The organism is Streptomyces abyssalis (assembly GCF_001751365.1).
Classification (GTDB): domain Bacteria; phylum Actinomycetota; class Actinomycetes; order Streptomycetales; family Streptomycetaceae; genus Streptomyces; species Streptomyces abyssalis.
In genome coordinates, this window is sequence record NZ_LJGT01000037.1 from 393,236 (window position 1) to 416,686 (window position 23,451).

Sequence of the window (23,451 nt, forward strand, 5' to 3'; positions counted from 1 at the left end):
CTGCCGGCCGGCTGCTCGACTCGTGCCCGGCGAGCGCAGGGCCGACGAACAGCGCTGACTGCGCCAGGCCCCCTGCGCCCACTTCCTATGCGCGCCCTGCGCAAAGTTGCTCTTTCTTCCGCCGTCTCAATCAGTATTGCGCAGTCAGGGCCTGTCGCGCCATCGCACGTACGAGTGAGGCGCCATGTCCTCTCTTGGCGACCCGCCGCCCCTGGGAAGGCCCGGTGCAACGGATGCCTGCACGGTCCCTGCAGGCCGGGCCTCCGTGTGGTGCATGCCACGGCGCGGCCCGTGCCCGCCCTGCGGCCCGGGCTTGTGGATTGCGCCGGGTCTCCATAGCATCCTTGGTGTTACATCAGTTGTGTCAAACGGTCTGAGGACGGGCGTGATGGCATCAGCCGCGTCGTACGGCGAGGGCCCGCTTCGCGGCGTACGCGTCGTGGAACTGGCCGGGATCGGGCCCGGACCCTTCGCCGCCATGCTGCTGGGGGACCTGGGCGCGGACGTCGTACGCGTCGACCGCCCCGGCGGCGCCGCCCTGGGCATCGACCCGGCACGCGACGTCACCAACCGGAACAAGCGTTCCGTCACGCTCGACCTGAAGGACCCGGACGGCCTGGCGACCGCCCTGGACATGGTCGAGCGCGCCGACGTACTGGTGGAAGGCAACCGCCCAGGAGTCGCCGAACGGCTCGGCGTCGGCCCCGGCCCCTGCATGGAGCGCAATCCCGCGCTCGTGTATGCCCGGATGACCGGCTGGGGCCAGGACGGCCCTCTCGCTCAGCGCGCCGGACACGACATCGGCTACATCGCCCTGACCGGCGCCCTCGGGATGACCGGTCCCGCCGGGGGGCCGCCGTACGCCGCCGCCAACCTCCTGGGGGACTACGCCGGAGGTTCGCTCTATCTGGTGATCGGTGTCCTGGCCGCCCTGCAGCACGCACGCACTCCGGACGGACGTGGCCAGGTCGTCGACGCCGCCATCGTCGACGGCACGAGCCACCTCACAGCCATGATCCACGGAATGCTCGCCGCGGGCGCCTGGCAGGACAGGCGGGGCGCCAACCTGCTGGACGGGGGCGCGCCCTTCTACGGCACCTACGAGACGGCGGACGGCGGCTTCATGGCCGTGGGCGCCCTGGAGCCGCAGTTCTACGGGGAGTTCACGAGGCTGCTCGGCATCGGGGACGAGGCGCCGGGCCGCGACGATCCGGCGGCCTGGGGAGAGTTGCGCGCCGTCGTGGCCGAGCGCTTCAAGGCCCGCACGCGGGACGAGTGGGACGAGGTCTTCCGCGACTCGGACGCCTGCGTCGCACCCGTGCTCTCGCTGCGGGAGGCTCCCCGGCATCCACATCTGGACGCCCGTGGAACCTTCGTCGAGCAGGGCGGCATCACCCAGCCCGCGCCCGCGCCGCGCTTCTCCGCGACCCCCACCGCCGTCTCGCGCCCGCCCGCGCTGCCCGGCGCGGACGCCCCCGAGGTGGCGCGCGACTGGCAGCTGCCCGCACTCGCCGGGACCGCCCGTCCCGGCTCCGGCCGTTCCGCGGACACGGGCGGTTCCGCAGACTCCGGCCGTTCCGCAGACTCCGCCCGCCCCGTCAGCTCCGCCGAGCCCGCCGACCCCGCCAAGGACAGTGACGCATGAAGATCGCGACGCCCCTCCAGTACGCCGACAACCCCCGCACGGCGGCCGAAGAGGTCGTGAAGCTGGAGGCCGCCGGCCTCGACGCGGTGTGGGTCGCCGAGGCCTACGGCTTCGACTCGCCCACCGTCATGGGCTACATCGCCGCACGCACCGAGCGCATGCTCATCGGCGCCGGCATCCTCAACGTCTACTCCCGCACCCCCGCGCTCATCGCCCAGACCGGCGCCGGTCTCGACGTCCTCTCCGCGGGGCGCGCCCTGCTGGGCCTCGGTGCCTCCGGGCCGCAGGTCGTCGAGGGCTGGCACGGCAGGGCCTACGACAAGCCGCTGGGCCGCACCCGCGAGACCGTGGAACTGTGCCGGCGCATCTGGCGACGGGAGATCATCGACCACCACGGCATCACGGACATGCCGCTGCCCGCCGAGAAGGGCGGCAAGCTCGGCAAGCCGCTGAAGTTCCTCAACCGCCCGCAGCGGGAGGAGATCCCGATCCACATCGCCTCCCTCGGCCCGGCGAACGTCCGTATGACCGCCGAGATCGCCGACGGCTGGCTGCCGCATCTCTTCGTCCCCGAGAAGGCCAAGCAGGTGTGGGGCACCGCGCTGGCGGAGGGCACCGCACTGCGTGACCCGGAGCGCGGCCCGCTGGAGATCTCCGCGGGCACGCTGCTGGCCGTCGGTGAGGACGCGGCGGCGGTACGGGAGCATGTGCGCCCCCTCATCGCGCTCTACATCGGCGGCATGGGGGCGAAGGGGAAGAACTTCTACAACGACGTGGCCCGGGCGTACGGTTATGAAGAGGCGGCCGAGAAGGTGCAGGACCTCTACCTCGCGGGGAAGAAGAGGGAGGCGGAGGCCGCGGTTCCCGCCGAGTTCTGCGAGCTCGTCTCCCTCTGCGGCCCCGAGGGATATGTGCGTGAGCGCATCGAGGCGTTCCGCGAGGCCGGGGTGACGATGCTCAACGTCACGCCGGTCGGGCCCGACCCGGCCAAGCTGATCGAGAAGGTCAAGAGCTGGCTCTGACCCGGCCGCCGGCAGGCGGCGGCGCGGGGCGGCCGGCCGCCGTCCCCCGCCACGACGCGGACAGGCGAGACGCGAAAGCCCGAAGGGGAGCACCGATCAGATGAAGCGCCAGATCTTCACCGAGGACCACGAAGCGTTCCGGCAGACGGTCCGCACCTTCCTCGCCAAGGAGGTGGAGCCGCACTACGAGCAGTGGGAGAAGGACGGCATCGTCTCCCGCGACGCGTGGCTGTCCGCCGGCCGCCAGGGCCTCCTGGGGCTGGCCGTCCCCGAGGAGTACGGAGGCGGCGGCACCGACGACTTCCGCTACGCCGCCGTGCTCGGCGAGGAGTTCGCCCGCGCGGGCGCCGCCGGCATCGCCGTGGGGCTGCACAACGACATCATCGGCCCGTATCTGACGTCTCTCGCCACCGGTGAGCAGAAGCGCCGCTGGCTCCCCGGCTTCTGCTCCGGCGAGATCATCACCGCCATCGCGATGACCGAGCCCGGCGCCGGCTCGGATCTCCAGGGAATCCGCACCACCGCTGAGGACGCCGGCGACCACTGGGTGCTGAACGGCTCCAAGACGTTCATCTCCAACGGCATCCTCGCCGACCTCGTGATCGTCGTCGCCCGTACGAAGCCCGAGGGCGGCGCCAGGGGCCTCAGCCTCCTCGTCGTCGAGCGTGGCATGGACGGGTTCGAGCGCGGCCGGAACCTCGACAAGATCGGACAGAAGTCGCAGGACACCGCCGAGCTCTTCTTCAACGACGTCCGCGTGCCGAAGGAGAACCTGCTCGGCGAGCTGCACGGAGCCTTCGTCCATCTGATGACGAACCTCGCACAGGAGCGGCTGGCCATCGCCGTCGGCGCCATCGCCGGAGCCGAGGAGATCCTGCGGCAGACGACCGGCTATGTGAAGGAGCGGGAGGCGTTCGGCCGGCCGCTCGCCAGACTCCAGCACGTCCGTTTCGAGATCGCCGAGCTCGCCACGGAGTGCGCCGTGACCCGCGCATTCCTCGACCGCTGCATCGAGGACCACGCGAAGGGCGAACTGGACGCCGCCCACGCCTCCATGGCCAAGTGGTGGGCGACGGAACTGCAGAAGCGCGTCACGGACCGCTGTCTCCAACTGCACGGAGGCTACGGCTACATGAACGAATTCCCCGTCGCCCGTGCCTACACCGACGGACGCATCCAGACCATCTACGGCGGCACGACCGAGATCATGAAAGAGATCATCGGCCGTTCGATCCTCGACTGAACAGACCCCTTGCCGGGAGGGGCACCGGACCCGCCCGACCCGTACGCACCGAAAGGCTGCCGATCTTGAGCACCGAAGCCTATCTCTACGACGCCGTCCGCACCCCGCGCGGCCGCGGCAAGGCCAACGGCGCCCTGCACGGGACCAAGCCCATCGACCTCGTCGTCGGCCTGATCCACGAACTGCGCCGCCGCTTCCCCGACCTGGACCCGGGCGCGATCGACGACATCGTGCTCGGAGTGGTCAGCCCCCTGGGTGACCAGGGCTCCGACATCGCCAAGACCGCGGCGATCGCCGCCGGACTCCCCGACACCGTCGCCGGAGTCCAGGAGAACCGCTTCTGTGCCTCGGGCCTCGAAGCGGTCAACCTCGCGGCGATGAAGGTCCGTTCGGGATGGGAGGACCTCGTGCTCGCCGGCGGCGTCGAGTCGATGTCCCGCGTGCCGATGGGCTCCGACGGAGGCGCCTGGGCCATGGACCCGATGACGAGCCTGGACACCGGCTTCGTGCCGCAGGGCATCGGCGCCGACCTCATCGCCACCATCGAGGGCTACTCCCGGCGTGACGTGGACGAGTACGCGGCCCGCTCGCAGGAGCTGGCCACCGAGGCGTGGAAGGACGGCCGCTTCGACCGCTCCGTAGTCCCCGTCGTGGACCGCAACGGCCTCACCGTCCTCGACCGCGACGAGCACATCCGGCCGGGCACCACCGCCGACTCCCTCGCCGGGCTCAAGCCGTCCTTCAAGGACATCGGCGAGATGGGCGGCTTCGACGCGGTGGCGCTGCAGAAGTACCACTGGGTGGAGGAGATCGACCACGTCCACCACGCGGGCAACTCCTCCGGCATCGTCGACGGCAGCGCCCTCGTCGTCGTCGGCAACGCGGAGGCCGGCGAGCGCTACGGGCTGCGGCCGCGCGCACGCATCGTCTCCGCCGCCGTCTCCGGCGCCGACCCGACCATCATGCTCACCGGTCCGGCGCCCGCCTCCCGAAAGGCGCTGGCGAAGGCCGGGCTGACCGCGGCCGACATGGACCTGGTCGAGATGAACGAGGCCTTCGCCGCGGTGGTGCTGCGCTTCGCCCGCGACATGGAACTGCCGCTGGAGAAGGTCAACGTCAACGGCGGGGCCATCGCCATGGGCCACCCGCTCGGCGCGACCGGGGCGATGCTGCTGGGCACCCTCGTGGACGAACTGGAGCGGCGCGAGAAGCGCTACGGCCTGGCCACCCTGTGCGTCGGCGGAGGCATGGGGAGCGCCACCGTCGTCGAACGGCTCTGATTCACGGGCCCGTTCGGGCCTCGCCGCGTCTCCGGCGCCCGCCGCGCCTCCACCGCACCGCTTCACGTACGGAGAGAAAACCCACCATGTCTGAGTCCACGACCATCCGCTGGGAGCAGGACGAGACCGGCGTCGTCACCCTCGTACTGGACGACCCGGACCAGTCCGCCAACACCATGAACGCCGCCTTCAGGGTCTCGCTCGGTGCCGTCGCCGACCGCCTGGAGCGGGAGAACGAGGCGGGCAACGTCCGCGGCGTCATCTTCACCTCGGCGAAGAAGACCTTCTTCGCGGGCGGCGACCTCCACGACCTCATCAGCGCCCGCCCCGAGGACGCCCAGCAGGTCTTCGAGTCGAGCATGCAGATGAAGCGGGACCTGCGCCGCATCGAGACCCTCGGCAAGCCCGTGGTCGCCGCGATCAACGGCGCGGCGCTCGGCGGCGGTTTCGAGATCGCGCTCGCCTGCCACCACCGCGTCGCCCTCGACGTGAAGGGATCCAAGATCGGCTGTCCTGAGGCCACGCTCGGGCTGCTCCCGGCAGGCGGCGGCGTGACCCGTACGGTCCGGCTGCTCGGAATCGCCGACGCGCTGCTGAACGTGCTGCTCCAGGGCCAGCAGTACTTCCCTGCCAAGGCCAAGGAGAAGGGCCTCGTGCACGAGGTCGTCGACACCCCGGAAGCCCTGCTGGCCGCCGCCCGCGCCTTCATCGACGCCAACCCGGAGTCCGTGCAGCCCTGGGACGTGAAGGGCTACAAGATCCCCGGCGGCACCCCGTCGCATCCGAAGTTCGCCGCCAACCTGCCTGCTTTCCCGGCCAACTTGAGGAAGCAGACCGGCGGCGCTCCCTACCCCGCCCAGCACAACATCCTGGCCGCCGCAGTCGAGGGTTCCCAGGTCGACTTCGAACTCGCCCAGGTCATCGAGGCCCGCTACTTCGTCGAGCTGGTCACCGGGCAGATCTCGAAGAACATGATCCAGGCGTTCTTCTTCGACATGCAGGCCGTCAACGCCGGGCGCAGCCGTCCCAAGGGCGTCGAGCCCCGCACCGTACGGAAGGTCGCCGTCCTCGGCGCCGGCATGATGGGCGCGGGCATCGCCTACTCCTGTGCGAAGGCCGGCATCGACGTCGTACTCAAGGACGTGTCCCTGGAGGCCGCCGAGAAGGGCAAGAGCTACTCCGAGGGTCTGCTGGAGAAGGCGCTCAAGCGCGGACGTACGACGGAGGCGAAGCGCGACGAGCTGCTCGCCCGCATCACCCCGGCCGCCGAGCCGCAGGCCGTCGCGGGCTGCGACGCCGTCATCGAGGCCGTCTTCGAGGACCCGGCGCTCAAGCACAAGGTTTTCCAGGAGATCCAGGACGTCGTCGAGCCGGACGCCCTTCTGTGCTCCAACACCTCCACGCTGCCCATCACCGCCCTCGCCGAAGGAGTCGAGCGCCGGCGCGACTTCATCGGGCTGCACTTCTTCTCACCCGTCGACAAGATGCCGCTGGTGGAGATCATCAAGGGCCGGGCGACGGGGGACGAGGCGCTGGCACGCGCCTTCGACCTGGTGCAGCAGATCAAGAAGACCCCGATCGTCGTCAACGACTCCCGGGGGTTCTTCACCTCCCGCGTCATCGGCCACTTCATCAACGAGGGCGTCGCGCTCGTCGGCGAGGGCGTGGAGCCCGCGACCGTCGAGCAGGCCGCCGCGCAGGCCGGCTACCCCGCCAAGGTGCTCTCCCTCATGGACGAGCTGACGCTGACCCTGCCCCGCAAGATCCGCGAGGAGACCCGCCGCGGCCTGGAGGCCGAGGGAATCGAGTGGAAGGCACACCCTGCGGACGCGGTCATCGACCGCATGGTCGACGAGTTCGGACGGACGGGCCGAAGCGGCGGAGCGGGCTTCTACGACTACGGCGAGGACGGCAAGCGCGGCAAGCTCTGGCCGGGCCTGCGCGAGCACTTCAAGAAGGACGCCGATCCCGGCATCCCCTTCGAGGACATGCAGGAGCGGATGCTCTTCGCAGAGGCGCTGGACACCGTCCGCCTCTTCGAGGAGGGCGTGCTGACCTCCGTCGCCGACGCCAACATCGGCTCCATCATGGGCATCGGCTTCCCGCCGTGGACCGGCGGCGTGATCCAGTACATCAACGGCTACGAGGGCGGCACCGCCGGCTTCGTAGCCCGGGCCCGCGAACTCCAGGAGCGCTACGGCGACCGCTTCGCCGTGCCGGACCTGCTGGCGGAGAAGGCCGCCAAGGGCGAGACCTTCAAGGACTGACCCGGCCTTTCAGTCGGAGGACTGCGGGGAGCGCGCGTTCGGGAACGCGCCCCGCAGTTCCTCCTTCAGCGAGCGCTGGAAGGCGGTCATCAGCGCCTGCACGACCATCGGCTGCATGTGGGCCGACAGCGACTTCATCCGCTCGACCTGCTCCGGGTCGGTCTCACGAGCGCGGTAGGGCTGCCACACCTCGTCCTTGAAGAGCCGGCTGAGCTCGCGGGCCGCCGCACGCGCGTGCTCCAGCATCGCCTCGCGTGCGGCCAGGATCGTCTCCTGCGACAGCGGCATGTCCAGCAGCCGGACGCCCAGATGCAGCAGCGCGGGGTCGACCAGGAAGCGGGCGGGGTCGTCGGTGGTCTCCAGCACCCCCATCGCCGTCAGCCGCTCCAGGTCCTCGCCCGTCAGCTCCCGTCCCACGCGCCGCTCCAGCACCTCGCGGGTGGCCTCGTCGACGGTGTCGGGCATCCAGGAGGCGACCATGGCGCGGTGGATGGCGAGATCGTGGGGGTCCGTGTCCTCCGGCAGGCGCCGCAGGTAGCGCTCGATCGCCGACAGCGTCATGCCCTGGTTCTGCAGCTCCTCGATCAGGGCGAGCCGGGAGAGGTGGGCCGGGCCGTAACGGCCGACCCTGCGCGGGCCGATGGTGGGCGGCGGCAGGAGACCGCGGGTGCTGTAGAAGCGGACCGTGCGGACCGTGACGCCCGCCCGTGCGGCGAGCTGGTCCACGGTCAGGCTGTCCGTGCCGTCCTGGCCGCCCGGCTGCTGCTGCTCCATGCGCGTTCTCCCTGACACCGTCCGCTGACTCGTTCAACAGTATTGCTGTCTCACCAGTCTTGTACTGCAATGCTCCAGTGGGAAATCCCGCACCGAGCGGCCCGTACGAGAGGGCCCGTGTGTGCCTGCCGCAGCCGCGGACACGCCCCAGCCCCGGAGGCCCGCCATGACGACCGTCCTGCGACTCCCCGCATCCGACCCGGCCGAACTCACAGTCCCCGCCCTGCTGTTGCGCAACGCAGAAGATCAGGGCGGCCTGCCCGCGCTGTCCTGGCAGGAGCAGGGCGAGGGCGGGCGTAGCCGCTGGGCCACCCTGACCTGGGGCGAGGTGCGCGAGCGCGTCGCCCGGATCGCCGCGGGCCTCGCCGCGCTCGGCGTCGAGCGCGGAGACCACGTCCTGATGATGATGGGCAACCGCCCCGAGCACTGGCTGACCGACCTCGCCCTCGGACATCTCGGTGCCGTCCCCGTCTCCGTCTACGGCACCGCCGCGCCCGGCCAGATCGCCCACATCGTCGAGCACAGCCGGGCCCGGCTCGCCGTGGTCGAGGGAGCGGACGAGGTGGCCACGTGGCAGCCGCTCATGGACCGACTCGTCGTGGTGGAGGCGGGGGCCGCCGAGGGGCACATCTCCTTCGCCGAGGTGGACCGCCCGTACGACACGGAGGTCTTCGAGCGCACGTGGCGGGCGGTGCGCGCCACCGACCCGGTGACCGTCGTCTACACCTCCGGCACCACCGGCGCCCCGAAGGGCGTCGTCATCTCGCACCGCAACGTCGTACTCAACGGTCTCGCGCTCGACGACGTCGTCGACCTGCCCGACCATGTCGAGCACATCTCCTATCTGCCGTTCGCACACATCGCCGAGCGGATGCTCGGCATCTATCTGCCGGTGCACCGCGCCTCGCACGTCCACCTCTGCGCGGACCCCACCCAAGTCGCGGCTACGGCACGGGAGTTGCACCCCGCCCAGTTCTTCGGGGTGCCGCGGGTGTGGGAGAAGCTGGCCGCGTCCGTACGGGCGGCGCTCGCGCAGCTTCCCGAGGAGCGGCGCACGGCCGTGGAAGAGGCAGGCGACACCGGCCGCGAGTACGTCGCCCACCTCGAACGCGGGGAGGAGCCCCCCGCCGGGCTGGCCGCCGCCTACGAACGGGCACGGGACGGGATCTTTCAGCCGCTCCTGGCCGCTGCGGGCTTCGACCGGCTGGTGTGGACGGCGAGCGCGTCGGCGCCGATGCCGCAGGACGTCGTCCGGTTCTGGGCGGGATTCGGCATCGTGATCATGGACGCCTGGGGGCTGACGGAGACGGTGGGCGCGGCGACTGCCAACAGGCCGGGGGCGTTCCGGCTCGGCTCGGTCGGCAAGCCCATCGGCGGTGTCGAGCTGCGCGTCGCGGAGGACGGCGAGATCGAAGTGCGCGGGCCCACCGTCTTCGATGGGTATCTGCGCCCCGACGGTTCCGTTGAGTCCGCGACGGACGCGGAGGGCTGGTTCGCGACGGGCGACATCGGACGGGTCGACGAGGACGGGTTCCTTTGGATCACCGACCGCAAGAAGGAAATGATCGTTACCTCCACGGGCAAGAACGTCTCACCCGCCCTGGTCGAGAACGCCCTCAAGGAACACCCGCTGATCGGCCAGGCGTTCGTGCACGGCGAAGGCCGTTCGTACCTCGTGGCCCTGCTGGTGCTGGACGGTGAGATGGCACCTGCCTGGGCGCAGGCCAACGGCATCGACGCGGAGCCCGGGCAGCTGCCCTTCCACCCCGCGGTCCTGGCCGAGACCGACCGCGCCGTCGAGGCGGCCAACGCCCGCCTCAACCGCACGGAACAGGTCAGGCGCCATCAGCTGCTCGGCGAGGAATGGGGGCCGCAGACCGGTGAGTTGACGCCGTCGCTCAAGCTGCGCCGCAGGGCCGTACGGGAGAAGTACGGGCACCTCATCGAGGAGCTGTACGGCCAGGGCGGGCATACGCCCGGGGGCTGATCCGCCGCCGGACCCTCCCGCGAGTGCCGTGCGACCATCGCGGCGCCTCGGCGTCGGCGGTCGCACGGCACGAGCGGGCAGGGCACACAGCGGGGCTATGGACGCAGACGCACCGGGAGCTCGTACAGCTCGTTCTGCGTGACGGCCGGCTTGTTGCGCAGATCGCTCGCGGGGACGGCCAGCGACAGATCGGGGAAGCGGCCGAAGAGTGCGGGCAGAGCGATCCTGGCCTCCAGGCGCGAGAGCGGCGCCCCGGGGCACACGTGGGGTCCGTGCCCGAAGGAGAGGTGCCGGTTGGGGGAGCCTGTGACGTCGAACTCCTGCGCCCTCGCCCCGTGCTGGGCCTCGTCGCGGCCGATGGCGCCGTACGCCACGATCAGTGCCTCCCCCTCGCCGACGACCCGGTCGCCGACGGGGATCTCCTCCGTGGCGAAGCGGATCAGGACATGTGTGGTGGGCGGGTCCCAGCGGAGGGTCTCCTCGATGACGCCGTCCCAGCTCGCCTCTCCGGACCGTACGAGCGCCAGCTGTTCCGGATGCGTGAGCAGGGCGACGACGGCGTTGACGATGAGGCTGATCGTCGTCTCATGGCCCGCCGCGATCATCACCTGGAGCGTGGCGAGCACTTCTTCCCCGGTCAGGTGGTCGCCGTCCTCGCTCGCCTGGAGCAGAGCGCTGGTGAGGTCGTCGCCGGGGGAGCGCTTCTTGTCCTCGATGATGCGGCCGAAGAGTTCGAACAGCTCGCCCATGATGGCCTGCACCCGGTCGGGCGGCGTCACGCTGGAGAAGAAGCCGTCGTAGAGCTCGCGCAGCCGGGGGTGCGTGTCCGAGCCGATGCCCATCAGCTCGCTGATGACGTTCATGGGCAGTGGGTAGGCGAAGCGGGCCTTGAGGTCGACGTGCCCGCCGGCACCCGCCGCGCGTTCCCGCCTGTCGAGCTCGTCCAGTCCGTCCAGCAGCTGCGAGGTGATGGCTTCGATGCGCGGACGCATCGACTCCACCCGCCTCGGTGTGAGCGCCTGGGCGGTCAGCGTGCGGAGTCTGCGGTGCTCCGCGCCGTCGAACGTGAGCATGCTCGGGCCGGGATCGGCGAGGCCGATCATCGACCACGTTCTGGGTATCTCACCGCGCCGCCACGCACCCCACGTCTCGATGTCCTTCACGAGGCGGGAGTCGGTGAGGAGCCTCCGTGCCTCCGCGTGGTGCGTGACCGCCCACACCCGGATTCCGCCCGGCAGTTCCACGGGCGCGAGAGGCCCGGCCGCGCGCAGTCTGGCGCCCTCGCCGACGAGATCACCCACCATCGGGTCCAGTACGACGACCTCTTGGTCCGCGTTGTGTGCCGCGCGATCTCCCCGGTGCGGGCACGACGTCACGCGCGACCTCCCACGGCGGAGGTGGGAGTGAAGGTGACGGGCAGCGCCTCCAGGCCGCGCAGGAAAGGGGAGGGCCGCCACGCCAGCTCCTCTTCGGGCACGGCCAGATCGACGTCGGGCAGCCTGTCCAGCAGCACCTCGATCCCCGTACGGGCGATACCCTCGGCGATCTCCTGAGCGGGGTACGGGCAGCGGTGCGAGCCGTGCCCGAAGGAGAAGAAGGCGCTGTTGCCGCCGGTGAAGGAGTGCTGGTCCGGACGGATCTGGGGATCCGCGTTGGCGGCCGCGAAACTGAGGATGAGCAGGTCGCCGCTCTGGATGCGCTTGCCGGCGAGCTGGGTGTCGCGGGTGGTCCAGCGGCCGGCGATGTTCTGCGTGGGCGTCTCCTCCCACAGCACCTCGTTCATGGCCTCCCCGACGCTGGCCCTGCCCCCGCCGAGTGAGGCGGCGAACCGGTCGTCGGTCAGCATGAGCCGCAGCGAGTTGCCGATCCAGTCCGCGGAGGGCTGATGGCCCGCGATGATGTTGACCATCATGTCCTCGAGGATCTCCTCGGAGGAGAACTCGCCCGAGCTCGGATGGGTCTGCATCCGCGTGGCGACGTCGCCGGCGGGGGTGATGGCCCGCGAGCGCAGCAGCGACCCCATGGCCTGCTGGATGTGCTGCCTGCCCTCCAGCGCGCCCTCGGACCCGTCGACGACCGCGTTGATCCGGGGGAGGAGCGTGGTCGCGTCCTCGTCGGAGAAGCCGAAGAGCCGGGCGAGCACGAGGGCCGGGAGCTTCTTGGCGTACTCGGCGACGAGGTCGGCCTCGGCGCGCCCGCAGAAGGCGTCGATGAGCTCGTCGGCGTGCTGCTCGGAGTGGTGGCGCAGCTCGAAGGGGTCGACCTCGCGGAGCGCGTCGCTGACGAGGGCGGAGCGGCGCTCGTGGCGTTCGCCCACCTCGTACAGGATCGAGGGCTGCCTGCCGACCATCGGCGTCAGCGGCCAGTCGTGCGGTATCCGGTCCCACATGTTCCAGACGGACGAATCGCGTGTGAAGAGCCCCGGGTTGCCGGTGATCTGGTGCAGTTCGCGGTAGCCCAGCACCAGCCAGGCGGGGATGTCGCCGATGAGGGTCACGGGGGCGATCGGGCCGTGCTGTTCGCGCATGTCGCGGTAGAGCTGCCCGCGGTCCTCGGTGATGAAGCGGGGGCCGAACATGGCGACGGCGTCCGGGTCCACGGGGCAGCCCGGAGCCCTTTCGGTCCGCCGTGCGTCCGGGTCACCGGGCTCGGGGGACTCGTCCGGGCCGGACTGCGGGTGCTGCGTGGTCACGTAGTGCTCTCCCGAGCGGAGGAGGACAGGGTGTACAGGTGGTTGACGAGGGTGATCAGCACTTCCTTGCTGGACTCGCGGGAGCGCGCGTCGCATTCGATGAGCGGGATGTCATCGGGAAGGTCGAGCGCCTCGCGCACGTCCTCGGCGGAGTAGTGCGGCCCGCCGAAGTCGTTGCGGGCCACGATGAAGGGCATGCCGTGCTGTTCCAGACGGTCGATCGCGTACCAGGAGTCCACGAGTCTGCGCGTGTCCACGAGCACGACGGCGCCGAGCGTGCCGGTGAAGAGCCGGTCCCACAGGAACCAGAAGCGCTCCTGGCCCGGCGCCCCGAACAGGTACAGCACCGTACGGTCGTTGAGGCTGATGCGCCCGAAGTCGAAGGCGATCGTGGTCGTCGTCTTGCTGGGCACGTCGTCGGCGTTGTCGACGCCCTCGCCCGCCCGCGTCATCGTCTCCTCGGTGTTGAGCGGACGGATGTCGCTGACGGAGCGGACCATCGTGGTCTTGCCGACGCCGAAACCGCCGACGATGACGATCTTGAGGCCGTTGTCGGCGGTGCTGCGCAGTGGTGGGCGGGTTCCGGTCAGATCAGAGGTTGCGGAGTCCAACGAGCACCTGCTTCAGGATTTCTGGATCGGGGAGTTGATCCGCGGATGCGGCCGTACGCGGATGGCGGGCGGTGATCCGGCCCGCGGCGTGCAGGTCGCCGAGCAGGATCCGGACGATGCTCACGGGCAGCCCGAGGTCGGAGGCGATCTCGACCACCGCCGTGGGCGAACGGCAGATCCGCAGGATGGAGGCGTGTTCCGACTGCATCCCGGGGGTCGGCTCGGACTCGCTGACCACCAGCGTCACCAGGTCGAAGGCGTCGGTGCCGGACCGGCTGCGCCCACCTGTCACGGTGTACAGCCGGTCCGGGTCGTCGTCCCGGCCCGGCCGTTTCATGCGGGGTCTCTGGTCTCGTCCTGCTGCCTGGGCGGAGTGGTGAGGTACTCGCTCAGTTGCTCGACGAGTTCGTTCATGTTGTGGCCGATGAGGCCGACGTCCGAGTCCTCGGTCGCCACCACCGCGAGGTGGGCGCCGGAGCCCGCCTCGACGACGAAGAGGATGCCGCCGTAGAACTCGGCCATTGCCTGGCGCACGCCTCCGCTGCCATTGCCGAACTCCACGGACGCGCCGTGGGAGAGGCTCTGGATGCCTGCGGAGATGGCGGCCAGCTGGTCGGCCTGGTCCATGTCGAGTTCGGAGGAGCTGCACAACTTGAGTCCGTCGCGGGACAGCACCAGGGCGTGCCGTGCGCCCGGTGTCCGCCGCAGCAGACTCTCCAGCAGCCAGTCGAGCTTGCCGTCGGTGATCATTCGGTGTTGTCCTCCGGGCGGGAAGAGGAGGTGGAGGGGGACACGGAAGAAGCGTCGTCGTCGGGTTTCTGCTCCTGGGCGGACGAACTGCCCTGTACGGCGCGGCGGAAGGCCCCGAACCGCGATCCCGACTGCGCGGCCGTTCTGGCCGCCTCTGCCGCACTGCCCGACTGGGACGACGCGTTGCGCTGCTGGGCCGCGGCGAGCGTCTGTCCGCGCCGCCGCTTGGGCAGACCGCTGGGGCCGCTCTCCGCGACGGATGCGTGCTCGGGGGATGGTTCGGTGCCGGTGTTCCCGGAGGAGAGGTCCCCGCCGTCCTGGCCGGCCGTCTCGTTCACCGGCGTTTGCACCGTGCGCCTGCGCTTCGGCAGTTCGCCCGCCCCCCGCGGTTCACGGGACGACAGGGACGCCGTGTCGCCGGACCGGGCCACCGGTTCGGACGGCCGCGGCCCGGACGGCCCGGAAGCAGCGGACGGAGCGGACAGTGCGGAAGGAGCGGACGGTGCGGCTGCGGGGGCGGCGGCCGGCCGCGGTCCCGTGCCGGCACTGCTCTCGCGGACCTGGGCGGGCGCCGGGCTCTCGGTCTCCCGCGCGGGCCGTGTGATCAGCGTCTGCGGAATCCTCAGCAGCACACCCGTGCCTCCGTGGGCGGACGGACGGAACGACACCGAGAGGTTGTGCTTGTGGGCGAGCCGTCCCACCACGGCGAGGCCGAGCCGCGTACCGGAGAGGTTGGTCAGGTCCAGGGACTCCGAGGAGACGGCCTGCTGGGCGCGTTCCAGGGCGACTTCACCCATGACCAGTCCGCCGTCCTCGACGGTGACGATGACGCCGGCCGACGCCTCCTCCACGTACACATGCACTTCGGAGGTCGGCGGGGAGAAGTTCGCGGCGTTGTCCATGAGTTCGGCCAGCGCGTGCATCACGCCCTCGGCCGCGTGGCCGGCGACGGCCAGCTCGCAGGAGGAGTGCAGCCGGATGCGCTGATAGCCGCTGATGCGGCCCATCGCGCCCCGCAGGATGCTCTCCATCACGATGGGCTTGGCCCAGCGACGCCCGGTGCGGGCCCCGGTCAGCACGGCGATGGAGTCCGCGAGGCGTCCGGTCTGCGCCGTGCGGTGGTCCAGGTGCAGCAGGTCGCCGAGGACCTCCTCGTCGGAGTACCTGTGCTCCATCTCCCGCAGGTCCGCCGCCATGCTGGTGGCCAGCGCCTGTACGCGGCCCGCGGCGTTGGCGCACGCGGCCATCGCGGCGGCGCGCATTCCCTCACCGCGGTGCACCTCGTTGGCCAGCGAGTGCAGTACCCGCTGGTGGGTGCTGTTGGCGACCGTCGGCACGGCGGCGAGCGCGGTCTGCGCGGAGGCGCCTGAGCGGAGCCGTTCCACCAGGATCGGGACGATGACGTCCGCGAAGTGCGCGGCGACCGCCCGCTCGGCCTCGGCGTCGGCGTTCTGCTGCTTGATGACGGCGCGCAGCCCGCGTGACACGAGGATGCCTCGGGTGGCGAGGGCGACCGCGATGCTCAGCACGAGCGCGGCCGAGCCGCTGCCCCAGGCCATGCCCGGGCGTATGGACTGCGGCGCCGCGTAGACGGCTGTCAGGCAGGCGGGGCCCGTGACGAGGAGGGCTATCAGCAGGGCGAGAGCGGTGCCCGTCCCCGCTCTGGGTTTGTTCGGCGGCTGCCCGGTTCCGGGGGCCGCGGCGCCGTGGGCGGAGCGTTTGGGCGGTTGGGAGGTCTCGGGGGTCATCAATCAGGGTCCTTGTGGACAGGTCCGGGCGGACAGGTCGGGGAGCCGCGACAGTCCGGTCAGCGCCGCACCAATATAGGGGAGGCAGCGATCATTTAAAGCCGCAGGCCGAAAACATCTGATCAATCGCTCACCTACATCCGACTGTTCAGATCAGCCCGGTACCGCAGGACCGCCCCTGGCGGCGGGCCGGGGTCCGAAAGTCCTGCCGATGATGTCCCGTTGGATCTCGATTGTGCCGCGCCGAACCGTGAATACCACAGCTGTACGCAATTGGCGTTCCATGTCGTATTCGATCGCATAGCCATAACCGCCCATCGTTCGCATGCCTTCTGGGGGGCGTGCCTGGCCAGTTCAGTGGTCCTCAGTCTGGCCATGGAAGCGCCCCGTGGGAAGAGTTCGTTCCGCTCGGCATCGCAATGTGGCGCAGTTCCCGTACGGGAAGGCGTACACACCCCAATTCGGTTGCCGGAACGGCCAGTCGGCGATGCGGGTGCCCGGAAGAAGCGGACGGACCGCCCGGACTGCCCGCGGACGATTGCCGGTCCGGCTTTCGTATCCCGGAGTGCCGCCGGAATCACGCGTGGTGAACGGAACACCGCCCGTCCCGGCAGGGCCGCCCGGGCCGCCCGGTATTCCGGCAGCGTTGTCAGCGGGCCGTGCGCGCGGCCCTCACATGCGTGCGTGGAGACGGCGAGCCAGCTCGACCATGCGGGAGGCCTTCGCCCGCGGGGTGGCGTACGACGTCAGATCCGCGAGCGGCGCGAAGCGCCGTACCGTGATCGCCTGCGGTGCGGCGAAGCCGCGCAGCCCGTCCGCACCGTGCACCCGGCCGTAACCCGACTCCCCGGAGCCCCCGAAGGGCAGCGACGGGATCGCGGCGAAGCCGAGCACCGAACCCACCGACACGGCGCCCGCGCGCAGCCTGGCCGCGGCCTCCTCGCCGGTCCGCCGCGAGCCGCTGAAGACGGCGGCGCCGAGGGCGTACGGGGAGGCGTTGGCACGTTCGACGGCCTCGTCCAGGTCGCGCACCGGGTTCACCGCGACGACAGGGCCGAAGGTCTCCTCGCGCATGACGGGCGAGTCCTCCGGCACGTCCGCCAGCACGACCGGGTGCACGTACGGCGCACGCACCGACTCCGGTCCGCCGAGCAGCACGCGGGCACCGGCCGCGATGGCATCCTTGAGATGGTGCTCGACCTTCGCCGGCTGCGAGGGGAGCGTCAGCGGTCCGTAGTGGGGGTCCCGGCTCCCGTCCGCGGATTCCGTCCCGGCGGTTTCCGTCTCCGCCGGCCCTGTGACGACCTGCTTCGCCCGCCGCACGATGCGCTCGCACAGCTCCTCGTGCACGGACGCGACCGCGTACACCCGCTCCACACCCGCGCAGGTCTGGCCCGCGTTCGACATGGCGCCCCACACGACGGCCTCCGCGGCCCGGTCCAGCCCCGCGTCGTCGAGGTCGCCGCCGACCAGCACCGCGTCCTTGCCGCCGCCCTCGGCCACCAGCGGGGTCAGGGACTCCGCGCAGACGGCCGCGACCTTGCGCGCCGTGCCGGATGAGCCGGTGAAGGCCACCTTGTCCACGCCGGAGCGCGCCAGAGCCTCTCCGGTCGGCCCCTGACCGGTCACGGTGCGGAACAGGTCCGCGTGTTCGGGCAGCGTCTCGGCCCAGATGCGCGCGAGCAGGACGCCTGTGCCGGGGGTGAGTTCGGACGGTTTGAAGACAACGCCGTTACCTGCCGCGAGCGCGTAGCCGATCGACCCCATGGGCGTGTGGACCGGGTAGTTCCACGGACCGATCACGCCGACGACCCCGAGCGGCCGGTATGCCAGCAGCGCCCGCTGGTGTGCGGAGAGCAGTCCGGGAGCGACGCTTCGGCGGCCCAGCACGCGCCGGGCGTGACGGGCGGCCCAGTCCAGATGGATGACGGCCAGCAGCACCTCGCTGCGGGCGTCGTGATCCGGTTTGCCGGTCTCGGCCGCGACGACCGCGGCGATCTCGCCGGTACGTGCGGCGAGCGCGCGCTTGTACGTGAGCAGAGCCGCCCGGCGCCCGCTCCAGCCGGCCCTCGCCCAGCCCTTCGCCGCCTCGCGGGCGCGGCCGACCGCCGCTGACACCTCCTGCTGGCCGTGCACCGGATAGCCGGCGAGCTCTGCCCCGGTGGCGGGCGAAAGGGAGACGAAACGTCCGGTACCGGTCATCAGACTTCCTCTGGTGGGAGGGGCGCGGGCGGTCGGTGCTGCGCGCTCACCCGGCCCGGACCGCGGAGCGCGTGAGGCGGCCGGCGAGGGCGCACAGCCGCGCAGGCTACCAGCGGGCCGGCGCGGCAAGCGGATGGCAAGTCCTGTTGGCAGCAGGGCAGTTGGCCCGTACGTGCCCCCGCCCTCGTGCCTGTTCCGCTTGTCCGGTGGCCCGTTCCGCTCGTCCAACTTGCCCCCGGCGGCGGTCGCTCCTTCAGGGGTACGCGGTAGGGAGGCGCCGGTACGGGACGGCACACCGGGCTGATCGCCCACGGGCCCAGGCCCGCCACGTCCCCGGCGGGGGAGCGGGCCGCGCACGCGCACACGGCTGGGAGCATCATGAACAGGATGAGGAGGAAAGCGAGCGACAGCAGCGAGAGCACCGGGACAGGCCGCACCGGAACCGCCCACGGCGGCGCACCCACGCGGCCGCCCCGCGACGAGCCGGAGCCGCCCGGGCCGGGCGGGATGCTCTGGGACCTCGCGGGCGAGGTCCGGATGCTGCTGACGCTGCCCCCGGCCCTGGTCATGCAGGTGGCGCATCCCGCCGTCAGCGCCGGAGTCGACGAGTACTCCGTCTTCCGTACGGACCCCTGGGGCCGCGCCGAACGTTCCCTGGCCAGCGTGCAGCTCTGGGTGTACGGCGGTGCCGGGGCGGCCGAGGAGGGGAGGCGGCTGCGCAGGCTGCACCGCGGGATCGAGGGTGTCGACGCGCACGGCCGCGAGTACCACGCGCTGACCCCGGCCAACTACTCCTGGGTGCACGCCACGGGCTTCCCCGTCTACCGGCACGCGCAGCACTACCTCGGCAGCCGCCCGTACACGGACGCCGAGGAGCGGCAGCTGTACTCGGAGTGGCTCCAGGTGGGGCGCGTCCTCGGTCTGCGGGAGCGGGACATGCCGCAGACGGTCGAGGAGTTCTGGCCGTACTACCGGCGGATGCTCGCCGAGGAGATCGAGAAGACCCTCGTCGTGGAGGAGCTGACGGACATCGGCCGTCCGCTGCCGCCCCCCGACCGCGGTCCGCGCCCCGTACGAGCGGTGCTGCGGCTGCTGTGGCCCGCGCTGCGGCCCGCGTTCGCCCGATTCCAGCGCTTCGTGACCATCGGGCTGATGCCGGCCGACGCCCGTGAGGCCATCGGCCTCGCCTGGACGCGGCGGCAGGAACGGCGCCTGGTGATGCTGGGGCGCGTGGTGCGCGCGGTGGTGCCGCTGCTGCCGGAGCGGCTCCGGTTCCTGCCCGCGGCGTACAGGGCCCGCAAGGCGTACCGGGAGGGGCGCCGGGACTGACGGCCGCCGGCCCGGACCAGCTGCCACCCGCCGCGACCGCCCGTACCCGCCGCGCCCCCTACGACGAGGCCTAGGGCGAGGCGAGGAGGGGAGGCGGGTGAATTCGGCGGCGGCCCGGGCCGCGCGGCGGCGTGGCGGGAGCGGCACGGCCCGGCGCTCTCGGCACAGTGACCGGCACCGAGTCCCCGACAAGGAGCTGCCATGCCCGAGGTAACTGCGAGGTACGAACCCGGCGTCCCGTGCTGGGTCGATCTGATGGTCCCCGACCAGCAGGCGGCCCTGGACTTCTACAAGGATCTCTTCGGCTGGCAGGGCGAGATCGGGCCGCCGGAGAACGGCGGCTACTCGGTCTGCACTCTGCACGGCAAGCCCGTTGCGGGCATCATGTCGGCGGCGGGCCAGGAGGGTGGGTCCACGCCGCCGCCCGCGTGGACGATGTATCTGGCGACGGAGGACGCCGACGCCGCCGCACACCGCGTCACCGACAGCGGAGGCACCGTGATGGTGCCGGTGATGGACGTGATGGACCTCGGGCGGATGGCTGTCGCCACGGACCCCGCGGGAGCCGTCTTCGGCCTGTGGCAGGCGAAGGACTTCATCGGCGCTCAGATGGTCAACGAGCACGGAGCCGTCATCTGGAGCGAACTCAACACCTCGGCCATGGACGCCGCCAAGTCCTTCTACCGCAGCCTCGGCATCGAGACCAGGCCGATGGAGGGCGCACCCGGCTACCACGCCCTCACCGTGGGCGGCCGTACGGTCGGCGGCGCGCAGGGCCTGGAGAACTCGCCCCCCGGTACGCCTTCGCACTGGATGACGTACTTCGCGGTCGACGACACCGACAGCACCGTCGACGCCCTCGTCCGGGCGGACGGTTCGGTGCTCGTGCCGCCGTTCGACATGATGGCGGGCCGCATGGCCGTCGTTCAGGACCCGCAGGGTGCGGCGTTCGCGCTCATCAAGCCCGTACCGGTGGACGGGGCCTGACCCCGACCGGCGCACAGCAGCACAGCACGCGCGGCAGCACATCCCGCGCCCGCACACAGCCTCACCGCCGCAGGCGCGGCACACCACATGGCCCGGCCCCCGGAGCGGACGTGCTCCGGGGGCCGGGCCATGTGCCTGTGTGTTTCCTGGTCTTCCGGCTCCTGTTCCGGGCTCAGTGGTGGCGGTGGGCGCCGTGAACGGCCTGGAGCTCCTCCCATGACTCCGGGCGCTCACCCTTGTCCCCGGCCGCGGCCGTGCCACCGCCGAGAGCGGGCTTGCCGGGCTTTGAAGCCTTGCGGAGCCATGTGCCGAAGAGCGACTTGAGGGGCTTGCCGGAGACCTTCTCGGCGTACTTCACGAACTGCCCGACGCGTGCGTTGCCGCCCTCGTGCTCGGCGGGCCAGCCCTTGAGGATCTTGAAGAAGTCCTTGTCGCCGGTCTTGTTGCGCAGTGCCTGCAGCGCCATCGCGCCCCGGTCGTAGACCGCGCCGTGGAACTGGTTCTCCGGGCCGGGGTCGGCGGGCTTGACCTTCCAGAACTCGTCACCGGCCGGGTAGGAGTCGTAGACCTCGTCGGCGATCTCCTGCGCCGTGCCCTCGCCCTCCTTCTCCGACCACAGCCACGACGCGTACGTGGCGAAGCCCTCGTTGAGCCAGATGTCCCGCCAGTTGCGCACCGAGACACTGTCTCCGTACCACTGGTGCGCCAGTTCGTGCACGACGACGGAGACGTCCGTGCCGGACTTGAAGCGCTCGTTGCCGTAGAACGGCCGGGTCTGCGTCTCCAGTGCGAAGCCGGCGCCCGTGTCGGGCACATAGCCGCCGACGGAGCTGAATGGGTACTTGCCGAAGACGCCCTCCAGCCAGTCGGTGATCTCGGCGGTGCGCTCAAGGCTGGCCCGCGCGGAACCGTCCTCGCCGTCCAGTTCCCTGCTGTAGGCGTTGACGACGGGGATGCCGCTCTCCGTGCGGCTCTTGGTGACGTCGAACTTCCCCACGGCCAGTGTCGCCAGGTACGTGGTCTGGGGCTCGCCGGAACGCCAGTTGGAGCGGACCCAGCCCTTGCCGGCCGGCTCCTCGGAGACCAGGTCGCCGTTGCTGATGCTCTTGTAGCCCTTCGGGACCGCGACGCTGATGTCGAACGTCGCCTTGTCGCTGGGGTGGTCGTTGCTCGGGTACCACCACCAGGCCGACTCGGGCTCGCCCGCCGCGACCCCGCCGTCCGGCGTGCGCTGCCAGGCCGTGTAACCGTCGACCTCCACCTCGGACGGTACGCCCGAATAGCGCACGACGACGCTGAAGTCCTCACCCTCGGCGAGCGGTTCGGCCGGGGTGACGCGCAGTTCGTGGGAGCCGGCCGTGGACACCTTGGCCTTGCGGCCGTTGACATGCACCTCCTTCACATCGAGCGAGAAGTCCAGGTTGAAGCGGCTCAGATCCTGGGTGGCCCTGGCGAGGACGGTCGCGGTGCCGTTCAACTCGTCCGTCTTCGGCTGGTACTTGAGCCTCAGGTCGTAGTGGGAGGCGTCGTAGCCGCCGTTGCCGTAGTCCGGGTAGTAGGAGTCGCCCACGCCGGGTGCGCCCGGCGATGGTCCCGCGCCGGCGGCCGAGGCCGGGACCGTCAGCGTGAGGGCGGCCACCACCGCACCCGAAACGATGAGTCTTTGACGCACGAGTCCTCCAACTCCCTTGCGACAGCGCCGAGATGACGCCATGACGCGATCCGATGCGACACGAATGGTCGAAAGGGTATGTACTCGGGTGGCCCGCCGTATCTGTTTCGTATGCATCTACACATGAATGCCATGCGGTTGCATCACGCGCCGTACCCCTGGATCGCGTACGGCGTACCGCGTGCCGCCGGCCGCACCGGGCGCCCCGCAGGTCAGCCGTCCGCGGCCGGTACACCGCCGTCCCCGCCGTGCCCGCCCCCACCGTCCGGGCGCAGGAGCCGCACCGCCTCCAGCGCACAGCCCCACGAGACCGTGACGCCCGCGCCGCCGTGACCGTAGTTGTGCACGCACGGCGTGCCGTCCGGCAGCGTCTCCGCCTCCAGCCGCACCCTCGGCCGGTACGGGCGCAGGCCCACCCGCTCCTCGAGGATGCGCGCCCCGGCGAGTGCGGGGTGCACACGCGCGCAACGCTCCACGATGGCACGGGTCGTGGCGGGGTCGGGCGTGGTCTCCTCGGCGTCCTCGTCGGCCGTGCCGCCGAGGAGCAGGCCGTACGGCTGCGGCAGTACGTACGTGGTCTCCGGGACCCCCGCCTCGGACGAGAGGAACCACTCCTCGACGCCCGGGTTCTCCACGACCACGATCTGCCCCCGCACCGGCCGCATCCCGGTGTCGCCCGCCAACTCCCGCGCGCCCAGGCCGCTGCAGTCGACCACCGCCTCCGCCCGCGCCGACGCCTCGGCGAGCGAGCCGATCCGGCGCTGCTCCCAGCTGCCGCCCGCAGCCGTCAACCGCCCCCGCAGATAAGGGAGATACGTCAGCATGTCGACAATGGGGGTTCGTGGAGGCGACCCGATCAGCGAGATCCATTCCGGCGGCACCGAGGCGGCCGCGCCGCCCTCCAGGGTGCCCCGCACCAGGCGTACTCCCGTGTGTGCCGGCTGTTCGGCGAGCCAGGCGAAGTTGCGGAAGGAACGCACCGCCCACTCCAGGGCCTTCTCCTGGGGCTCGATGCGGTACGGCCAGCACAGCCCACCGGAGACCCCCGATGCCGTGTCCGCGTCCAGGTTCCGGCTCCACACCCGGACCTTCAGGCCGCGCTCTGCGAGGAGCACCGCCGTGGTCAGTCCGCTCACCCCGCCGCCGACGACGATCACTTCATCCATGGAACGACGTTATCCCGCGGCACCGGAGGGCATTCTCCGGCGGGAAGAGTTCCCCGGAGGCGTGCCCGCGTACACG

19 protein-coding genes are annotated in these 23,451 nt (G+C 71.1%); 8 read left to right on the forward strand and 11 right to left on the reverse strand.

The window, feature by feature from the left end; genetic code table 11:
- Positions 1-388 precede the first annotated feature (388 nt).
- From AN215_RS04940 to AN215_RS04960, 5 genes are all read left to right on the forward strand, one after another.
- The gene (locus AN215_RS04940) at positions 389-1,645 is read left to right on the forward strand and encodes a CaiB/BaiF CoA transferase family protein (protein ID WP_079122698.1); all 1,257 of its coding nucleotides are present in this window, start codon (positions 389-391) and stop codon (positions 1,643-1,645) included.
- The gene (locus tag AN215_RS04945) at positions 1,642-2,667 is read left to right on the forward strand and encodes an LLM class F420-dependent oxidoreductase (protein WP_070010030.1); all 1,026 of its coding nucleotides are present in this window, start codon (positions 1,642-1,644) and stop codon (positions 2,665-2,667) included. Before AN215_RS04940 ends, AN215_RS04945 begins: the two co-directional genes overlap by 4 nt.
- A 100-nt stretch (positions 2,668-2,767) precedes the next feature.
- Positions 2,768-3,910, forward strand: coding sequence for an acyl-CoA dehydrogenase family protein (locus AN215_RS04950; protein WP_070010029.1), 1,143 nt, complete (start codon positions 2,768-2,770; stop codon positions 3,908-3,910).
- A 65-nt stretch (positions 3,911-3,975) separates the two neighbouring features.
- Positions 3,976-5,190 carry an acetyl-CoA C-acetyltransferase gene (locus tag AN215_RS04955; protein WP_070010028.1) on the forward strand — a complete coding sequence of 405 codons (1,215 nt, stop codon included), beginning with the start codon at positions 3,976-3,978 and terminating at the stop codon, positions 5,188-5,190.
- An 86-nt stretch (positions 5,191-5,276) separates the two neighbouring features.
- Entirely contained in the window at positions 5,277-7,457 is a 2,181-nt protein-coding gene (locus tag AN215_RS04960) for a 3-hydroxyacyl-CoA dehydrogenase NAD-binding domain-containing protein (RefSeq protein WP_070010027.1), read from the forward strand.
- 9 nt (positions 7,458-7,466) lie between these two features.
- On the opposite strand, the gene AN215_RS04965 is transcribed toward AN215_RS04960, so the two are convergent.
- A complete protein-coding gene (locus tag AN215_RS04965; protein WP_070010026.1) occupies positions 7,467-8,231 on the reverse strand; it encodes a MerR family transcriptional regulator in 765 nt (254 codons plus the stop codon).
- Positions 8,232-8,397: 166 nt separating this feature from the next.
- Between AN215_RS04965 and AN215_RS04970 the strand changes: the two genes are divergently transcribed.
- Complete coding sequence (locus tag AN215_RS04970; protein WP_070010025.1) at positions 8,398-10,218, forward strand: AMP-dependent synthetase/ligase; 1,821 nt, start codon at positions 8,398-8,400, stop codon at positions 10,216-10,218.
- 95 nt (positions 10,219-10,313) lie between these two features.
- Here AN215_RS04970 and AN215_RS04975 read toward each other — a convergent pair whose 3' ends face one another.
- The 8 genes from AN215_RS04975 to AN215_RS05005 form a co-directional block, all read right to left on the reverse strand.
- A complete protein-coding gene (locus AN215_RS04975; protein WP_070010024.1) occupies positions 10,314-11,522 on the reverse strand; it encodes a cytochrome P450 family protein in 1,209 nt (402 codons plus the stop codon).
- A 68-nt stretch (positions 11,523-11,590) separates the two neighbouring features.
- Complete coding sequence (locus AN215_RS04980; RefSeq protein ID WP_171904143.1) at positions 11,591-12,796, reverse strand: cytochrome P450; 1,206 nt, start codon at positions 12,794-12,796, stop codon at positions 11,591-11,593.
- A gap of 110 nt (positions 12,797-12,906) precedes the next feature.
- Positions 12,907-13,521, reverse strand: a complete 615-nt coding sequence (locus AN215_RS04985) for a GTP-binding protein (protein ID WP_070010023.1) — start codon at positions 13,519-13,521, stop codon at positions 12,907-12,909.
- Positions 13,502-13,858 carry a DUF742 domain-containing protein gene (locus AN215_RS04990; protein ID WP_070010022.1) on the reverse strand — a complete coding sequence of 119 codons (357 nt, stop codon included), beginning with the start codon at positions 13,856-13,858 and terminating at the stop codon, positions 13,502-13,504. Before AN215_RS04990 ends, AN215_RS04985 begins: the two co-directional genes overlap by 20 nt.
- Entirely contained in the window at positions 13,855-14,271 is a 417-nt protein-coding gene (locus tag AN215_RS04995; RefSeq protein ID WP_070010021.1) for a roadblock/LC7 domain-containing protein, read from the reverse strand. Before AN215_RS04995 ends, AN215_RS04990 begins: the two co-directional genes overlap by 4 nt.
- A complete protein-coding gene (locus tag AN215_RS05000) occupies positions 14,268-16,019 on the reverse strand; it encodes a sensor histidine kinase (RefSeq protein ID WP_079122699.1) in 1,752 nt (583 codons plus the stop codon). The genes AN215_RS04995 and AN215_RS05000 overlap by 4 nt, the downstream gene beginning before the upstream one ends.
- Before the next feature lie 153 nt (positions 16,020-16,172).
- Positions 16,173-16,346: an acyl-CoA dehydrogenase family protein gene (locus AN215_RS30820; RefSeq protein WP_079122700.1), complete on the reverse strand. Its 174-nt coding sequence runs from the start codon at positions 16,344-16,346 to the stop codon at positions 16,173-16,175.
- A 345-nt stretch (positions 16,347-16,691) separates the two neighbouring features.
- Positions 16,692-18,221 (reverse strand): aldehyde dehydrogenase family protein, encoded by a 1,530-nt coding sequence (locus AN215_RS05005; protein ID WP_070010019.1) that lies wholly within the window; start codon positions 18,219-18,221, stop codon positions 16,692-16,694.
- Positions 18,222-18,728: 507 nt separating this feature from the next.
- Here AN215_RS05005 and AN215_RS05010 point away from each other — a divergent pair.
- Together AN215_RS05010 and AN215_RS05015 are read left to right on the forward strand one after the other, a co-directional pair.
- Positions 18,729-19,550 (forward strand): oxygenase MpaB family protein, encoded by an 822-nt coding sequence (locus AN215_RS05010; RefSeq protein ID WP_070010334.1) that lies wholly within the window; start codon positions 18,729-18,731, stop codon positions 19,548-19,550.
- Between the two features lie 201 nt (positions 19,551-19,751).
- Positions 19,752-20,537, forward strand: a complete 786-nt coding sequence (locus AN215_RS05015) for a VOC family protein (protein ID WP_070010018.1) — start codon at positions 19,752-19,754, stop codon at positions 20,535-20,537.
- 172 nt (positions 20,538-20,709) lie between these two features.
- On the opposite strand, the gene AN215_RS05020 is transcribed toward AN215_RS05015, so the two are convergent.
- On the reverse strand, positions 20,710-22,209 hold the full coding sequence (locus AN215_RS05020; RefSeq protein ID WP_070010017.1) for a M1 family metallopeptidase: 1,500 nt from the start codon (positions 22,207-22,209) through the stop codon (positions 20,710-20,712).
- A gap of 212 nt (positions 22,210-22,421) precedes the next feature.
- Positions 22,422-23,375 carry an FAD-dependent oxidoreductase gene (locus AN215_RS05025; protein ID WP_070010016.1) on the reverse strand — a complete coding sequence of 318 codons (954 nt, stop codon included), beginning with the start codon at positions 23,373-23,375 and terminating at the stop codon, positions 22,422-22,424.
- Positions 23,376-23,451: the final 76 nt, after the last annotated feature.

Bases quoted from the DNA above. Each gene is read 5' to 3' on its own strand.
- AN215_RS04940 (WP_079122698.1), top strand. From the start codon at position 389: ATGGCATCAGCCGCGTCGTACGGCGAGGGCCCGCTTCGCGGCGTACGC.
- AN215_RS04945 (WP_070010030.1), top strand. From the start codon at position 1,642: ATGAAGATCGCGACGCCCCTCCAGTACGCCGACAACCCCCGCACGGCG.
- AN215_RS04950 (WP_070010029.1), top strand. From the start codon at position 2,768: ATGAAGCGCCAGATCTTCACCGAGGACCACGAAGCGTTCCGGCAGACG.
- AN215_RS04960 (WP_070010027.1), top strand. From the start codon at position 5,277: ATGTCTGAGTCCACGACCATCCGCTGGGAGCAGGACGAGACCGGCGTC.
- AN215_RS04965 (WP_070010026.1), bottom strand. From the start codon at position 8,231: ATGGAGCAGCAGCAGCCGGGCGGCCAGGACGGCACGGACAGCCTGACC.
- AN215_RS04970 (WP_070010025.1), top strand. From the start codon at position 8,398: ATGACGACCGTCCTGCGACTCCCCGCATCCGACCCGGCCGAACTCACA.
- AN215_RS04975 (WP_070010024.1), bottom strand. From the start codon at position 11,522: ATGGTGGGTGATCTCGTCGGCGAGGGCGCCAGACTGCGCGCGGCCGGG.
- AN215_RS04980 (WP_171904143.1), bottom strand. From the start codon at position 12,796: ATGTTCGGCCCCCGCTTCATCACCGAGGACCGCGGGCAGCTCTACCGC.
- AN215_RS04990 (WP_070010022.1), bottom strand. From the start codon at position 13,858: ATGAAACGGCCGGGCCGGGACGACGACCCGGACCGGCTGTACACCGTG.
- AN215_RS04995 (WP_070010021.1), bottom strand. From the start codon at position 14,271: ATGATCACCGACGGCAAGCTCGACTGGCTGCTGGAGAGTCTGCTGCGG.
- AN215_RS05000 (WP_079122699.1), bottom strand. From the start codon at position 16,019: ATGACCCCCGAGACCTCCCAACCGCCCAAACGCTCCGCCCACGGCGCC.
- AN215_RS30820 (WP_079122700.1), bottom strand. From the start codon at position 16,346: ATGCGAACGATGGGCGGTTATGGCTATGCGATCGAATACGACATGGAA.
- AN215_RS05005 (WP_070010019.1), bottom strand. From the start codon at position 18,221: ATGACCGGTACCGGACGTTTCGTCTCCCTTTCGCCCGCCACCGGGGCA.
- AN215_RS05010 (WP_070010334.1), top strand. From the start codon at position 18,729: ATGCTCTGGGACCTCGCGGGCGAGGTCCGGATGCTGCTGACGCTGCCC.
- AN215_RS05015 (WP_070010018.1), top strand. From the start codon at position 19,752: ATGCCCGAGGTAACTGCGAGGTACGAACCCGGCGTCCCGTGCTGGGTC.
- AN215_RS05025 (WP_070010016.1), bottom strand. From the start codon at position 23,375: ATGGATGAAGTGATCGTCGTCGGCGGCGGGGTGAGCGGACTGACCACG.